At 62.3% G+C, this 15162-nt stretch carries 13 protein-coding genes; 10 read left to right on the top strand and 3 right to left on the bottom strand.

What is annotated here, in order from left to right; genetic code table 11:
• Positions 1–212: 212 nt before the first annotated feature.
• Positions 213–1361 (top strand): Gfo/Idh/MocA family protein, encoded by a 1149-nt coding sequence (locus AC0L2C_RS17195; protein WP_473523966.1) that lies wholly within the window; start codon positions 213–215, stop codon positions 1359–1361.
• Positions 1362–1377: 16 nt separating this feature from the next.
• Positions 1378–2355 carry an alpha/beta hydrolase gene (locus tag AC0L2C_RS17190; RefSeq protein WP_473523965.1) on the top strand — a complete coding sequence of 326 codons (978 nt, stop codon included), beginning with the start codon at positions 1378–1380 and terminating at the stop codon, positions 2353–2355.
• Here the strand turns inward: AC0L2C_RS17190 and AC0L2C_RS17185 are convergent.
• The gene (locus AC0L2C_RS17185) at positions 2343–3365 is read right to left on the bottom strand and encodes a LacI family DNA-binding transcriptional regulator (protein WP_473523964.1); all 1023 of its coding nucleotides are present in this window, start codon (positions 3363–3365) and stop codon (positions 2343–2345) included. The genes AC0L2C_RS17190 and AC0L2C_RS17185 overlap by 13 nt on opposite strands.
• A 131-nt stretch (positions 3366–3496) precedes the next feature.
• Here AC0L2C_RS17185 and AC0L2C_RS17180 point away from each other — a divergent pair, with 131 nt between their 5' ends.
• The 8 genes from AC0L2C_RS17180 to AC0L2C_RS17145 all read left to right on the top strand — a co-directional run bounded on the left by AC0L2C_RS17180 (position 3497) and on the right by AC0L2C_RS17145 (position 11707).
• Positions 3497–4441, top strand: coding sequence for a sugar kinase (locus AC0L2C_RS17180; RefSeq protein WP_473523963.1), 945 nt, complete (start codon positions 3497–3499; stop codon positions 4439–4441).
• Positions 4438–5724, top strand: coding sequence for a D-tagatose-bisphosphate aldolase, class II, non-catalytic subunit (locus AC0L2C_RS17175; protein WP_473523962.1), 1287 nt, complete (start codon positions 4438–4440; stop codon positions 5722–5724). Before AC0L2C_RS17180 ends, AC0L2C_RS17175 begins: the two co-directional genes overlap by 4 nt.
• 150 nt (positions 5725–5874) lie before the next feature.
• On the top strand, positions 5875–6759 hold the full coding sequence (locus tag AC0L2C_RS17170; protein WP_287255234.1) for a dihydrodipicolinate synthase family protein: 885 nt from the start codon (positions 5875–5877) through the stop codon (positions 6757–6759).
• A gap of 23 nt (positions 6760–6782) precedes the next feature.
• A complete protein-coding gene (locus tag AC0L2C_RS17165; RefSeq protein ID WP_473523961.1) occupies positions 6783–7442 on the top strand; it encodes a GntR family transcriptional regulator in 660 nt (219 codons plus the stop codon).
• A gap of 63 nt (positions 7443–7505) precedes the next feature.
• Positions 7506–8843: an ABC transporter substrate-binding protein gene (locus AC0L2C_RS17160; protein WP_473515430.1), complete on the top strand. Its 1338-nt coding sequence runs from the start codon at positions 7506–7508 to the stop codon at positions 8841–8843.
• Complete coding sequence (locus tag AC0L2C_RS17155; RefSeq protein ID WP_473515429.1) at positions 8843–9781, top strand: carbohydrate ABC transporter permease; 939 nt, start codon at positions 8843–8845, stop codon at positions 9779–9781. Before AC0L2C_RS17160 ends, AC0L2C_RS17155 begins: the two co-directional genes overlap by 1 nt.
• Positions 9782–10603 (top strand): carbohydrate ABC transporter permease, encoded by an 822-nt coding sequence (locus AC0L2C_RS17150; RefSeq protein WP_023797160.1) that lies wholly within the window; start codon positions 9782–9784, stop codon positions 10601–10603.
• A 45-nt stretch (positions 10604–10648) separates the two neighbouring features.
• Entirely contained in the window at positions 10649–11707 is a 1059-nt protein-coding gene (locus AC0L2C_RS17145; protein ID WP_287238216.1) for an ABC transporter ATP-binding protein, read from the top strand.
• Between the two features lie 146 nt (positions 11708–11853).
• Here the strand turns inward: AC0L2C_RS17145 and AC0L2C_RS17140 are convergent, their stop codons facing one another.
• Both AC0L2C_RS17140 and AC0L2C_RS17135 read right to left on the bottom strand, forming a co-directional pair.
• Complete coding sequence (locus AC0L2C_RS17140; protein WP_473523960.1) at positions 11854–12948, bottom strand: helix-turn-helix transcriptional regulator; 1095 nt, start codon at positions 12946–12948, stop codon at positions 11854–11856.
• A gap of 117 nt (positions 12949–13065) precedes the next feature.
• Complete coding sequence (locus AC0L2C_RS17135) at positions 13066–14811, bottom strand: alpha/beta hydrolase (RefSeq protein ID WP_473523959.1); 1746 nt, start codon at positions 14809–14811, stop codon at positions 13066–13068.
• Positions 14812–15162 lie beyond the last annotated feature (351 nt).

Below are 15162 nucleotides of genomic sequence, written 5' to 3'. Positions count from 1 at the left end.
TGACCCACGGGATTCGCATCGGCTGTTGGCCGTCAGCCATGTTCTCCTCCTCAAGGCTGGCGGCCTCCAATGTTGCGCCATCATTTTCGCATGTTCTATAATAATTTTACGCGCGTCAACATTTAAATGCTGTAAAGCGGCTTTCGAATGTGATCCGTTGCTGGTGCAATGATTCAAACAGAGCGTTGCGACGTCGGGAGGTAGAGTGGAAAATGCCAGGAAAATCAGGAGCTAAGCTCGGCATCGGCGTTGTCGGGTGCGGCAATATCTCGATGACTTATTTGCGCAATGCGGCCCTGTTCGGCGAGGTCGAGCTACGCGCCTGCGCCGACATATCGCCCGATTTGGCGGCCCTGCGCGCCAGCGAATACGGCATCCGGGCGGTCAGCGTCGATGCGCTTCTGGCCGACCCGGAGATCGACCTCGTCCTCAACCTGACCATCCCGGTGGCGCATTTCGATATTTCGCTTTCAGCGCTTACGGCGGGCAAGCACGTCTTCACCGAAAAGCCGCTGGCGACCTCGGCCAAGGACGGCAGGCGGCTTGTCGCCGAGGCGGCGGAGCGCGGGCTGCTGCTGGGCTCGGCCCCGGACACCTTCCTTGGCGCCGCCGGACGGCGGGCACGCCGCCTCATGGACGACGGTGCGATCGGCCGGCCGGTGACCGGCACCGCCTTCATGATGGGGCGCGGCATGGAGCACTGGCATCCCAATCCGCAATTCTACTATCAGCCCGGCGGCGGACCGGTCTTCGACATGGGTCCCTACTACCTGACGATGCTGGTCAATTTGCTCGGGCCGGTGGCCCGCGTGATGGCGATGGCGACGCGGGGCCAGGAGGAGCGGCTGATCACCGCCGAAGGCCCCTACCGGAACACCAGCTTCAAGGTCGGCACACCGACCAACATCCTGTCGCTGCTGGAGTTCCGCTCAGGCGCCACCGTCACCTTCGGCGCCTCGTGGGATGTCTTCAGGCACTCCAACCACCCGATCGAGCTGCATGGGACGGAAGGCTCGCTCAGGCTGCCCGATCCGGATACGTTCGGCGGCACCGTCTCGCTGTCGGAACGAGGGGCCGACTGGGCCGACTTCCACAGTGAGAGCGAACTCTATGGCGCGCGCAATTGGCCCTTCGCCGCGCCCGACCGCGCGAATTACCGCATGCTCGGCGTTGCCGATCTTTCGCGCGCGCTGACAACAGGAAGAAAGCCGCGGGCGTCCGGCGACCTTGCGCTTCATGTGCTGGAAATCATGGAGGCGATCCTCGCTTCGGGTGAGAGCCGCGAGTCCGTCGCCGTCAACGCAACGGTCGATCAGCCGCCGCTCTTCCAGGACGCCGAAGCGGCGAGCCTGCTCGTCTGATATCGGAGGGCTTACGATGACGACATTGCTTTCACCCTTGCTCGATCCGGAGGCCCGGCATGTGCTCGACCTTGACCGGCAGGCGGCCGCCCCGCCATTCGAAGCCGGCACGCCTGAAGAGGCGCGCCGCGCCTATGAGGAGGGCTTTCCGGCACCCCAGGGCGAGCGCGAGCCGGTCGGCTCATTGACCGAGCGCACCATCACCGGACCCGGCGGCCCGTTGACGCTCAGAATCTATCGCGGACAGGGCGCGGTCGGGGCCGCTGCCCCGGCGCTGCTCTATCTGCATGGCGGCGGCTGGGTGATCGGCAATCTCGAGTCGCATGACGAGATCTGCCGCTGGCTTGCGAATATGGCGGCCTGCGTCGTCGTCTCTCCCGACTACCGGCTGGCGCCGGAACACAAATTTCCGGCGGCCATCGAAGATTGCCGCGCCGTACTTTCCTTCATGCAGGACGGCGCGGGCGATCTCGGCATTGACGCCGAACGGATCGCTGTTGCCGGCGACAGTGCCGGCGGCAATCTCGCTACCGTGCTTTGCCTGCTTGCGCGCGGCGACAAGAAGCCGCCGGCGGCGCAGCTGCTGTTCTATCCGAACACGGACGCCTCGCAGGCGGCGGACAGCTATCGCCGCTTTGCCGACGGTTATGGCCTGACTTTGGCGACCATGGCCTGGTTCCGCGACCACTATATCAACCATGCTGGCGATATTGATGACTGGCGCGTGTCGCCGCTCAAGGCCGCAAGCCTTGCCGGCGCAGCGCCGGCTTTTGTCGCAATCGCCGGCCATGATATCCTCGCCGACGAAGGCGAGGCCTACGCGAAGCGTCTGGAAGATGACGAGGTGCCGGTCGTTCTGCGGCGCTGGCCCGGCCAGATCCACGGCTTCGTTTCGATGGGCCGCCATGGTCCGGCGGCGCGGCAAGCGGTCGGCGCGGCAGTTGCCGCATGGCGCGGCTTCGATCCTGTGTTTGGAAACGCTCAGGCCGACTGACGCATGACCAGCGTTGCGTCGAGACTGACCTTGGGGGCAACTGTCGCGTCGTCCTCATCCAGCAAGGCGAGCAGCGTCTCGACGCTGCGTCCGGCCATCGAAGCGAAGTCCTGCGCCATGGTGGTGAGGGCAGGGCAGGTGTAGCGGCTCAGCGGATGGTCGTCATGGGCTGCGACCCGCAGGTCGCAATCGCCCTTGCGTCCGACCTTGCGGCCCTGCGAGTAGGCGGCAGCCATCACGCCGAAGGCGAGGCGGTCGTTGGCGCACAGAATGGTCTTGCCCGGCAGGCCGCCACGGACGAGCATCGCTTCCATCTGCTCATAGCCGATCCGTTCGAAATCCCAGGTGTAGTCATAAGGGGTGCCGATGAGCACCGGCTCATGCCCGAGCCGCTGCATGGCGCCGACATAGCTGTTCAGGCGCTCGCGCGAATTGTGGTTGACGTGCGGGATATCGAAATAGACCGGAGCATCGCCGGAGCGGCAGAGATAATCGACGATGGTCGAGACGCTCTGGCTGTTGTTGTTGCCGACGAATGGCGTGTCGCCCTCGAGATAAGTGTCGAAATAGACGATCGGTAGGGTCTGTGTCAGCTTCTCCAGCGTGCGCTCGTCGGAGCGCAGGCCGAGCGGCGCGATCAGCGCGCCGGAAACTTTTAGCGAAAGAATGGTTCGCGTCGCTTCCACTTCGAGCTCGCGCGAGCCGTGCGAGGAGATCACGATCGGCCAGTAGCCTTCGTCGCGCAGCCTGAGTTCGATGCGGCTGACCATCTCGGAATAGAAGGGATCGGCGAGCGTCGGCACGACGATGCCGATGCTGCGGGTCCGCTTGCGGTTGAGGTTGCGTGCAAACAGATTGGGCTGGTAGTCGGACGAGCGCAGCGCCACCTCGATCCGCTGACGTGTCGCCGGCTTGACGCTGGTCGGATTGTCGAAATATTTCGACAGTGTCGGCCTGGAGACGCCGCAAGAGCGAGCAAAATCCTCCATCGTCTTGTGCGTCATCGACATCAAAGCCCTCGAATGCAAGGCGAAACTTTACAGTAAAATTGTATAGTTTCCATGCGTAAATTTATTAATTGACGCGAAAAAGCACAAGCCGTATTCACTTGCAGTAGGGCGAATTTGAGGGATTCCGCGAGATGAAGAAGCTGGTCGGTGCCGGCGAGATTCTGGTCGAAATCATGGCCGAGCGGATCGGCCAGAGCTTTCTCGAGCCTGGTCCGCTGCTTGGACCTTACCCGTCGGGCGCGCCCGCGATCTTCATCGGCCAGGCGGCGGCGCTCGGCCAGCCGGCCGGTCTCATCGGCGCCGTCGGCGACGACGATTTCGGCAGGCTGAACATCGATCGGCTGCGGGCACTTGGCGTCGACGTGTCGGCGATCGCGGTACACACGGGCCATGCGACGGGCACGGCCTTCGTCACCTACCGGGCCGACGCCAGCCGGCATTTCGTCTTCAACATCCGCAACAGCGCCGCCGGCCTGATCGATACGAACGCGGCGGCGACAAAGCTGCTCGCCGGTGCCGATCATGTCCATGTCATGGGCTCGTCGCTGTTTTCCGACCGCGCCATCGCGGTGGCGCTATCGGCGATCGAGACCGTCAAGGCCAAAGGCGGAACCGTGTCCTTCGATCCGAACATCCGCCGCGAGATCATGCAGGCATCCGGCATGCGCGCAGCACTCGACCACGTGCTGGCGCGAGCCGACATCTTCCTGCCGAGCGGCGAGGAGCTCTTCCTGTTTTCGTCCGCCAGGGACGAGGAGCGTGCAGTCGACGAACTGCTGGCCCGTGGCCTGTCCTGCATCGTCCTGAAGAAAGGCGCCGCCGGCGCCGTCTATCATGATCATCACGGTGCGGTCGCCTCGTCCGGCTTTGCCGTCGACGAGGTCGATCCGACCGGTGCGGGCGACTGCTTCGGTGCTGCTTTCGTCTCGTTCTGGCTGCGCGGGGCGGCTCCTGCCGAAGCCCTGCGGATCGCCAATGCCTGCGGTGCGCTTGCCGTCACCTGCAAGGGGCCGATGGAGGGCATTTTCCCGCTTGAAGCGGTCGAGGCATTCATCGCCACGGGGAACACGCAGTGAGTGACGCGACGCGAAGGTTTGCGAACATTGCGGCGAGGCGCGCCGCAGGCGAGAAAAGCGGCATCGCCTCGGTCTGCTCGGCGCATCCGCTGGTCATCGAGGCTGCCCTGCGCCATGGCGCGGCGCGGCGCGCGGATGTGCTGATCGAGGCCACCTGCAACCAGGTCAACCACGACGGCGGCTACACCGGGATGACACCTGCGGGGTTCCGCAGCTTCGTCGAGGCGCAAGCGCACAAAGTCGGCTTCCCCGTCGATCGCCTGATCCTCGGTGGCGATCATCTCGGGCCGAATCCCTGGAAGCACATGGCTGCCGCCGCCGCGATGAAGAAGGCTGCGGCGATGATCGATGCCTATGCGAGCGCCGGCTTCACCAAGATGCATCTGGATACCAGCATGGCCTGCGCCGACGATCCAGCCGTGCTTGCCGATGAAACGATCGCCGCGCGTGCGGCCGAACTTGCTGAAATCGCCGAGGCGGCGGTCGAGCGGGCAGGCGGCGAAAAACCGGTCTACGTCATCGGCACCGAAGTGCCGGTGCCGGGCGGGGCGCTGGAGGCGCTCGACCACCTGCATGTGACGGCGCCCGGCGATGCCTTGCGCACCGTAGAAATCCACGCCCGAGCGTTTTCCCGCGCCGGCCTCGAAGCCGCTTTTGGCCGTGCGGTCGGTGTCGTCGTCCAGCCCGGCGTCGAGTTCGGCAACACCGAGATCGTGCCCTATGCACCGGCCAAGGCGACTGAACTGGTGGCTGTGCTCGACCGTATGCCGCAATTGGTTTTTGAGGCGCATTCGACCGACTACCAGCCGGCCGAAGCGCTCAATGCTCTCGTCCGCGACGGTTTTGCCATCCTCAAGGTCGGCCCCTGGCTGACCTTCGCGCTTCGCGAAGCGCTGTATGGGCTCAGCCATATCGCCGATATCCTGGCGCCGGACTTTTCGCGCGAAAGCCTGCCTGCCGCGATGGAACGCATCATGCTGGCGTCGCCGGACAATTGGCAGCAATACTATCCGGGCACGCCGGACGAGCAGCGCATGCAGCGGCATTTCTCGTTCAGCGACCGCATCCGCTATTATTGGCCGACGCCGGAGGCGCAGCGCGCAACACGGACGCTGCTGGACGTATTGGGCGAGAAGGATATACCCCGACCGCTGATCAGCCAGTATCTGGGGCAGCTCGACGCCGAGGTTGCCGCACGCCGGGTCAAGCCCCTCGCTCACGAGCTTCTGATCGGCAGCATCACCCGTGTCCTCGATATCTACGCGGACGCGACGGGACAGTAGGGATCGCGCTGCCGGAAAGACGGCAGCCGCCCAAATCCGCATCATATATTCGTCCGATGTCGACGCCGTTTCGAAAAGGTGGGCGCCGAAATTTACAACTAACATGTTAGTGTGCTAGTACTGATTGCACATCGACATCTGGAGAAAATAGTGGTCTCGCGCTTTGGTCTTTCGGTTGCTCTCGCCACGCCTTTCGATGCGTCCGGGCAAATCGCCATCCTTCCCATGGTCACGCAGGCCCGGGCTTGCCTTGGCGCCGGCTGCAGCAGCGCCACGCTCTTCGGCACCACCGGGGAAGGCGCTTCCGTGGGCACGGCAGAGCGGCGGATTGTTACCGAGGCCATGCTGGCCGCCGGCATTCCGGCACATCGGCTCGTTGCCGGCGTGCTGGTCGATGCGGCCGAAGACGCCGCCGAACAGGCGCGGCATGCCTTGCAGTGCGGCGTCCGCAACATCCTGCTGGCTCCGCCGAGCTACTTCAAGAATGTCGGCGAGGACGGGCTGTTCGGATGGTTTTCTGCCGTCTTCGCTGCGCTCGGGCCGCTGGCTCGCGGCATCCTCCTCTACAACATCCCCTCTGTCACCATGGTGCCGCTCCCGCTTGCCCTGATCGGTCGGCTGTGTGCGGCCTTCCCCGGCGTGATCGCCGGTGTCAAGGATTCGGGTGGCGACTGGAGTTACAGCGAGGCGCTGCTAAGAGCCCATGGCGACATGGTGATCCTGATCGGCGACGAGCGGCACCTGGCCAGAAGCGTGCGTCAGGGCGGGCAGGGCGCCATTTCCGGCATGGCCAATTTCGTCACCGGCGAAATCCGCGCCATGGCCGAGGATGGGCGCGACGATGCCCGTGTCGAGAGCTTCGTGCTCGAATTGCTTAGATATTCGGTCATCCCGGCGGTGAAGGTCATGGTGGCGCGCAAAACCGGGGACGAGCGCTGGCTGGCGGTCCGTCCGCCGCTGGAGCCGATCGGTTCGCAGGGGCGGCAACAGCTTGCTGCCGCCTATGACAGGCTGTTTGCGACAGAGCCGGCCTGACCGGCAAAGGGAAGCGCGCTGAAATGGACGACAGCAGCGAACCGGCAACCCTCAGGGAAAGAGCTTATGCCAGCTTCACGCGGCATTTGCTGGCCCGCGATCTCAAGCCGGGACAGTTCGTGTCGCAGCGCGAACTGGTTGCCTTTACCGGGCTGCCGCTAGGCGCCATCCGTGAGATCGTGCCGCGTCTCGAGGCCGAGGGGCTTTTGACGACCGTCCCGCAGCGCGGCATGCAGATCGCCCATATCGACATCAACCTGATCCGCGAGGCCTTCCAGTTTCGCCTGTTCATGGAGCGTGAGGCGGTGGCGCTGTTCACCGTCAACGCCTCCGACGCCGTGCTCGCCGGCCTGCGGCGCGAACATGAGGACATGCTGGCTCAAGCCTTGTCGCAGACGCCCACGCCGGAAATGGAAGCCAAGGCCCAGAACATCGATTGGGCCATGCACGACACCTTCATCGATGCGCTGGGCAACGAGATCATCGCCAAGGCGTATCTGGTCAATTCGGTAAAGATCAGACTGATCCACCAGGAGCGTTTCCGCATCGATGGGCGCGTCGTGCCGGTGATGCAGGAGCACCTGACGGTGATCGAAGCGCTCGAGAGCCGCGATCCGCAAAAGGCGGTTGAGGCGATCAGTCGGCATATCGACAATGCGCGCCGGTTGGCGCTCCAGATCTGAGGACGTATGGTTCGCGGCTGCCGCGACACTATCCACAACGACAGCAACCCAAGGGAGGAAGAAATGTCGTCCAATCCGTTCAAGCCAACGAGAAGGCAAGTCCTTGCAGGAACCACGGCGCTCGCCGCCGCCGGCCTTGCCGGCATTCGCCCGAGCTTTTCCGCCAGCGTCGACTGGAAGCGCTTTGCCGGCACCACGCTCGACGTCAATCTGGTGAAAAGCCCGCGCAGCGACACCATCCTGAAATACATCGCCGAATTCGAGGAACTGACCGGCATCAAGGTCAATGCCGAGGCGACGCCGGAACAGCAGCAGCGGCAGAAGACGGTGATCGAGCTCAGCTCCGGCAGGCCGAGCTTCGATGTCGTGCATTTGAGCTATCACGTGCAGAAGCGCCAGTTCGAAAAGGGTGGCTGGCTGGCCGACATCGCCGGCTATCTCGCCGATCCGACGCTGACCGATCCCGGCCTGGTCGAAAGCGATTTCGCCGAGGCCGGCATGCTTTTCGCCAAGGACAACCAGGGCGTGCTGCGTTCGCTGCCCTTCTCGGTGGACTACTGGATCGTCTACTGGAACAAGGAGCTGTTCGAGGCCAAGGGCGTAAAGTACCCGGAATCATTCGAGCAGCTGGTGGCCGCCGCCGAAGCGCTGACCGATCCATCGACCAACACGTTCGGTTTCGTCGCCCGCGGCCTCAAGAATGCCAACACGCCGGTGTGGACGTCGCTGATGCTCGGCTACGACATGACGCCGCTCGACGACAAGGGAAAGCTGCGCACCGAAACGCCCGAGGCGATCGAGGCCGCTGCCCTCTACCAGAGGCTGATGACCAAGTCCGCCCCTCCGGGCGTCACCGGCTTCAATTGGGCGGAAGCGCAGTCCGCCTTCCTGCAAGGCAAGATCGGCATGTGGTTCGATGGCGTCGGTTTTGCCCCGCCGATGGAAAATCCCGAAAAGTCGCGCGTGGTCGGCAAGGTCGGCTATGGCGTCATGCCCAAGGGGCCCAAGGCGCATGCCTCCGGGACGTTTGGCGACGGCCTCGGGGTGACCGCCTCCAGCGAAAAGAAGGAAGCCGCCTATCTGTTCTGTCAGTGGGCGGTTTCCCCGGCGATGGGCGCACGCCTGCTCCAGGCCGGCGCCGGCGTGCCGTTCCGCAAGTCGGTGCTGGAAGATCCCAAGGTGCGCGAAGGCGTCACCATGCCGGCAAGCTGGCTCGATGCGGTGGTTCAGTCCGGCAATATCAGCAGGCTGGCGCTGCCGGTGATCATCCCGGTCACCGAGTTCCGTGACATCTACGGCGTGGCGTTGACCAACATGATTGCCGGTGCCGATCCTGCCGAAGAACTGAAGAAGGCCACCGCGCAGTTCCAGCCGGTTCTCGACAGGAGCGAGCAGGGCTGATGTCCGCCATCGCCCCTGAACGCACCGGGGTGACGACGCAAGCCATCGAAGGGAGCCAGACGATCCGGCTGGCTCCCAACTACTGGCCCTTCGTCGTTCCGGCGCTCGTCGTCGTTAGCGCCGTGATCGTCTTTCCCTGGGCGTTCACGCTCTGGATGAGCGTCAACCGCTGGACGCTCGGCCAGTCGCGGAGCTTTGCCGGGATGGAAAACTATCTCCGCCTGGCCAGCGACCCGCGATTCTGGGAATCGCTTGTTCATACATTGACCTACACCTCGCTGTCGGTGGCAGCGCCGATGTTGTTGGGCACTGTCGCCGCCCTGGTCTTCGACGCCAGGTTTCCGCTGCGCGGCCTGCTGCGCGGCGTCTTCGTCATGCCGATGATGGCAACGCCGGTTGCCGTGGCGCTGGTCTGGACCATGATGTTCCATCCCCAGCTCGGGGTGCTCAACTACCTTCTATCGCTGGTCGGCATCCCGGCGCAGGAATGGATATTCAACGCCAACACGGTCATCCCTTCGCTGGTCGCGGTCGAGACCTGGCAGTGGACGCCGCTGGTGATGCTGATCGTGCTGGGCGGGCTGGCCTCGGTGCCGCGCGAGCCGTTCGAGAGCGCCGAGATCGACGGCGCCAATGCCTGGCAGCAATTCCGCTACCTCACTTTGCCGATGATCGCGCCGTTCCTGATGATTGCGTTGATCATCCGCACCATCGATGCGCTGAAGAGCTTCGACATCATCTATGCGATGACCCAGGGCGGACCGGGCACGGCGTCCGAAACCATCAACATCTATCTCTACAACACCGCCTTCTCCTATTACGACATCGGCTATGGCTCGGCCATGGCCGTGGTGTTCTTCATTGTCATCGTGGCGCTGTCCTTCATCCTCCTGATGCTGCGACAGCGCTCGCAGTGGAACGACGCGGAGGGCAAATAGATGAGCTCACGGTTGCTCAACCAGATCGGCCTGTTTTTCGCGGCTCTGGTCATCGTCTCGCCGGCGATTCTTTTCTTTCTCTGGATGATCTCGCTTTCGCTGAAATTCGAGATCGACAACGGCGCCTATCCGCCGATCCTGATCCCCGAACGCTTCGCCTGGTCGAACTATGTAAAAGTGTTCGAGGAAAACAATTTCCTGCTCTATCTCTGGAATTCGGTTCTGGTGACCGGCACGGCGACACTGCTGGCGCTGCTGATCGGCGTACCGGCCGGCTATGGCATAGCGCGGCTCAAGGCCGAAAAATCGGCGGTCGTCATCATGATCGCCCGCATGACACCGGGACTGTCCTATCTCATCCCGCTGTTTTTGCTGTTCCAATGGATCGGGATCCTCGGCACGCTCTGGCCGCAGATCATCATCCACCTGGTGGTGACGGTGCCGATCGTGGTCTGGGTGATGATCGGCTATTTCGAAACCACGCCGATGGAACTGGAAGAGGCGGCCAATATCGACGGCGCCAGCTCCTGGCAGGTGTTCCGGCTGGTCGCCCTGCCCATCGCCAAGCCGGGCATCGTTGTCGCCTTCATCCTGTCGGTCATCTTTTCGTGGAACAATTTCGTCTTCGGCGTAGTGCTCGCCAGCCGTGAGACGCGGACGCTGCCGGTCGCCGTCTACAATATGCTTTCCTACGAGCAGGTGAGCTGGGGGCCGCTCGCCGCCGCCGCACTGGTGGTGACGCTGCCGGTGCTGGTGCTGACCATGTTCGCGCAAAAGCAGATCGTCGCCGGACTGACCGCCGGCGCGGTCAAGGGCGGCTGAAGACGAACTCTAGCTCGACATCAATTTTTCTCCCGGAGAAATCCAATGGCATCGGTAACCATCAACAACGTGCAGAAGGCTTTCGGAGCCACCAAGATCATTCACGACGTCAGTGTCGATATCGCCGACGGCGAATTCGTCATCCTGGTCGGCCCGTCGGGATGCGGAAAGTCGACGCTGCTGCGCATGATCGCCGGACTTGAAACGATCTCGGGCGGGAAGATCACCATTGGCGAACGCATGGTCAACAATCTGCGGGCGCGGGACCGCAACATCGCCATGGTGTTCCAGAATTACGCGCTCTATCCGCATATGACCGTGGCCGACAATATGGGCTTTGCGCTCAAGATCAAGAAAGCCGATCCGGCCGATACCGCCGGCCGCGTCAGGAATGCCGCCAATATCCTCGGCCTGGAAAAGCTGCTTGAGCGCTATCCGCGTCAGCTCTCCGGCGGCCAGCGCCAGCGCGTTGCCATGGGCCGCGCCATCGTGCGCGACCCGCAGGTTTTCCTGTTCGACGAGCCGCTCTCCAATCTCGACGCCAAGCTGCGCGTCCAGATGCGCGGCGAGATCAAGGCGCTGCACCAGCGGCTCGGCACCACAACCATCTACGTCACGCATGACCAGATCGAAGCCATGACGATGGCCGACAAGATCGTCGTGCTGCATGACGGCCTGGTCGAGCAGATCGGCGCGCCGCTCGACCTCTACGACCAGCCGGCCAACCTCTTCGTTGCCGGCTTTATCGGCTCGCCCGCCATGAATTTTATTGCCGGCCGCATCGAGGAAGGCGTGTTCCGCAGCGCTGGTGGGCTGATCCTGCCGCTGCCGGAAGGCGCCCGTCCGACCGACGCTGCAGGACGCGAACTTGTCTACGGCATCCGTCCCGAGCACATCCGCGCAACTGCCCAGGGCATGCCGGGCACGGTCACGCTTCTGGAAGCCACGGGTTCGGAAATCTTCGCCAAGGTCGACTGCGCCGGCGAGGAAATCGCCTGCCTGTTCCGCGAGCGGCTGCCGCTCAAGCAGGGCGCGCCGATACGGATCGAAGTCGATCGCGCCTGCGCCCACCTGTTCGAAGCGAAAACCGGCCGGCGTATGTGATTGGCGTGGCCTGCGCGGCGGGTTCGCCGACGCCAAGACGATACTCACGCAAAAGCGCCGCAGTACCAATTGCGGCGCCTGTCGCCACACGCGTTTCCACCGACGTGCAACAACCGATGGTACTGGAGAGAACGGTGTTGCGCGAACTATCGACCGTTCGAGAGCCTTGTGAGAAGCGCGACCAGCTCCGACTGCCGATGCGTCTGCGTCTTCGCGAAGACCGTTTTCAGCTGGTTGCGCCCGGTCTCATAGGAAACGCCAAGTTCGTCGGCTGCCGCTTCAACGCCGTGTCCCGCGCAAATCTTTCTCGCCAGCCTCGCTTCGGACGCTGTCAGCCTGAAGCAGGACTGCAGCACGGCTTCAGCAGGAGGAGGTCTCGCGTCAGGATCAATGAGGATGACGATTGCCTGGCACGGCGCCAGCGCGTTGTAGAAGACTTTCGGCAGTCGCAACGGATAGGCAAGAAGCGGCCGCCCTTGCAGTCTGGGCAGTGGCACGGGTGGCATCGATGCGGCAGTGTCCGGCGAACACAGCAGCGCTTTCAGCGATCGGTCGAGAGCATCGGTCGCGGTTCGGTCAAAGGAGACCAGACGTCGGCGCATAATCTGCAGACCCCGCCCCAGAAGCCTTTCCGCCGGAGCGTTGGACCGGAGGACATTGCCACTTCTGTCCAACATGACCGCAGGCGTTTCGGTGGCGCTAAACGCATCCAGTGCCGCGTCGGCCCTCCCGAAACCTATTGCCCGCGCAACTGCGGCCACAGAGCCCAGCTGTTTCGAAAGGTCCGCCAGCTGTCTCATCTCGTCTGGCGTGAACGGACCCTGTTGGATCGACCGTTGCAGCGACAGCGCCCAGAAGTCGTCTCCGGCGGCGATCTTGACGGCCGCGCACCATCGCAGGCCGAAAGGTGCGAGGAATTCCTGGTAGTATGGATGCTTGGCGATATCGTCTGACGTCAGGAGGTCGAACTCCGAGGTGACCCCTTTCCGATCGAGGAAGTTGATGAGGCGATACCGCTCGTCCCGGTTTATCCAGCCGTCGCGGACGTAGGATTCGAGAGCAGGGGCCATGGTGCGGCTGCAAGGCACGAGTGGCAGATGCCCTTTTATGTCGAAGAGCAGCGCTCCGGCGCTCCCGGTGGCCTTTTCTGCCACCTCCATCGCGGAATCCCAGCGTGATGGATCGAGGGCTGCCTCGACAAAGGCAACACCGATCGCGTCAAAATCGAAAGCAGCGCCCACCGCCAGCCCCTTGGTAGGCACCTATCTAAACACACCGAATCTCGAATAGCGAGTCGGGCCGCCCTCAGGGCCGCCCGCGATCGTGATGCAGCTTGGCGGTGCTTGCCGCCAGGAGAACTAGTGTTTTCTGGGCAATGTTGAAGAGCGATGCCTGAACCGGAACGGCGACCTCATCTGCTTTGGCGACCTTATCGCCGCAGCCCGCTGTGTTGCTGGCTCCTGCCACTGCTCCTCCGCCGCGGCGGTGAACTGCGGAGCCTGCATCCGCCCAATGCACTCAGTCTTCAGCTTGCGTCTGGGGTTTGCCAGGAAGTCGGCGACGACCTCCGATCCGCAAGGGTCGGAATCGATCACATCGTGCCCAATCCCGCGAAGCACGACGACCTGCCCAAAAGGAAGGCTTTTGGCCGCACGATATGCCCAGTGAGTTGGTGTTGCCGGATCATACTCGCCCGACAACAGCAGGGTCGGGATATCCAGGCGGCGGGGATGCTTTTGCGAAACCGTCATTCCCTGGGGAAACCAAAGCGGGCAAACCCAGGTATAGTCGGCCTCTCCGATCCACTTCGTCCAGTATTCGAGGCGCTTGTCAGGCAACTCGGATCTGTTGGTCTCAGAGCAAGTGACCGAAAAATCCATGCCCTGGGCAATCTCGGTATCGTCATGCTCAAAGATCATATCCGCGAGCGGTCTGAAATCGTTTTCGTATGTTTTCTCGACGAGCTTTGGAATGTCTTCGATAGCGTAACGATCATATAGCAACCCGAATACAAGTTCGAGAAAATCCGCTCCGGAGACATATCTGTACTGAGCGGGAGCGTTTTCTCCGTCATCGCTCCGCAAAAGCACCGGCTGTTTGTCCAATTGCTTTACGATCGCTCGCACCGCGTCTCCCAGTTCGCGCATGCAATTTTTTGATTTTTGGCAATCTCGTTCCAGCAGTCGCAAAGAACGATCCAGATTTCGCCCATCTTCCTTGAGGTAGTCGATATCAAGGGGCAGAACGGAATCCAGAATGCTCGCCGAGACGCCCTCTGGATACTCGTTCATCACTTCCAAGGCAACTCTTGTGCCGTAAGAGACGCCGTAGAGTACCCACTTCTTTATGCCAAGAGCCATGCGAACGTCGTTGACGTCTGCTGCATTTTCGGCGGTGTTGTAGGCGAAGAGGTCAATGCCCTTTGCTATCAGCGCGCTTCGGCACGCGACCACCTCATCTCTCATGAGCTTGTCAAAGCTGATTTCAGCATCGACGCTTAGCGAAATGGAGTTCCAATGATCGGCCTTGAAGTATCGCGAACAGCTCAGCCTGGGAATTGACTTTCCTATCCCTCGTTGGTCGACCACGACCACTCGGCGCCCGATCATCCAATTTTGATCACTTATGAACTGCCACCATGCCTCGATGTCTTCCCTGTCGCCAATATCGGTGGGCTGGCCAGGCCCGCCCGTGAGAAACACAATGGGCTCATGCCGCTCGCGGTCGGGCTCGAAGACCACCACCGATAGAGTGATTTCAGTCCCAGAAGCTTTTTTGCGGTTTTCAGGGACATTGAGAGTCCCGCACGTCATTCCACGGTCGCGCGGAACCTCGAACCAGCAATTCGTTTTCTTGAACTCTCCGGCATGGATATCCCCGCTCCACGCGCAAAAGAGAAGTACAGCTGACGCGAGCTTAAGGAGTACTCGATCCAGATTGATGAACATACGTCGAAAAGAGGCGCGCATGTTGCCCTCCAGCATGAAGCAAGGCCTGAAGCATTCGCTCGCCACCCACTGAGCTTTGACATCAGCGCGGTCGTAGGAATGATCGTAGTTTCCCCCTGCCCCACCAATTGCCAAGTGCGATTTTGCTCGCAGCAAGCTACCCCTCATCGATAATAGAGTGGTTCCATGGGCCGCGCATGACCCATTTGGGTATAGGATCATGGCGACCGTGGCGTCAGGGCAGTTGTCACCGTTGCCGTATCCCTGAGCCTGTGGAGCGCGCCGACTTACTCCGTCGGGCCGCGGCAGCAATCCAGGACTATCGTGACGAGATCGCCATCGCATTCGGGTTGGCGCATGCCGACGAGATCGTCGGCATGCACGCGATTGCGAATCCCACAATGCGCTTTGCCTGGAACGCTATCGCGACGGGCATAAGAAGAAGAATGCCGCAGCGATGGAACGACCAACAATTATCGTGACCACAACCGTTTCACGTTAACCGTT

This window comes from Mesorhizobium sp. WSM4845 (assembly GCF_055811455.1).
The sequence above is the reverse complement of the archived record's forward strand: the minus strand, read 5'-3'. Positions and strand labels throughout refer to the sequence as shown.

What these genes read in the sequence shown, in the direction of transcription:
- AC0L2C_RS17165 (WP_473523961.1), top strand. Translation starts at nt 6,783, where the DNA reads ATGGACGACAGCAGCGAACCGGCAACCCTCAGGGAAAGAGCTTATGCC.
- AC0L2C_RS17145 (WP_287238216.1), top strand. Translation starts at nt 10,649, where the DNA reads ATGGCATCGGTAACCATCAACAACGTGCAGAAGGCTTTCGGAGCCACC.
- AC0L2C_RS17160 (WP_473515430.1), top strand. Translation starts at nt 7,506, where the DNA reads ATGTCGTCCAATCCGTTCAAGCCAACGAGAAGGCAAGTCCTTGCAGGA.
- AC0L2C_RS17185 (WP_473523964.1), bottom strand. Translation starts at nt 3,365, where the DNA reads ATGTCGATGACGCACAAGACGATGGAGGATTTTGCTCGCTCTTGCGGC.
- AC0L2C_RS17180 (WP_473523963.1), top strand. Translation starts at nt 3,497, where the DNA reads ATGAAGAAGCTGGTCGGTGCCGGCGAGATTCTGGTCGAAATCATGGCC.
- AC0L2C_RS17195 (WP_473523966.1), top strand. Translation starts at nt 213, where the DNA reads ATGCCAGGAAAATCAGGAGCTAAGCTCGGCATCGGCGTTGTCGGGTGC.
- AC0L2C_RS17155 (WP_473515429.1), top strand. Translation starts at nt 8,843, where the DNA reads ATGTCCGCCATCGCCCCTGAACGCACCGGGGTGACGACGCAAGCCATC.
- AC0L2C_RS17190 (WP_473523965.1), top strand. Translation starts at nt 1,378, where the DNA reads ATGACGACATTGCTTTCACCCTTGCTCGATCCGGAGGCCCGGCATGTG.
- AC0L2C_RS17150 (WP_023797160.1), top strand. Translation starts at nt 9,782, where the DNA reads ATGAGCTCACGGTTGCTCAACCAGATCGGCCTGTTTTTCGCGGCTCTG.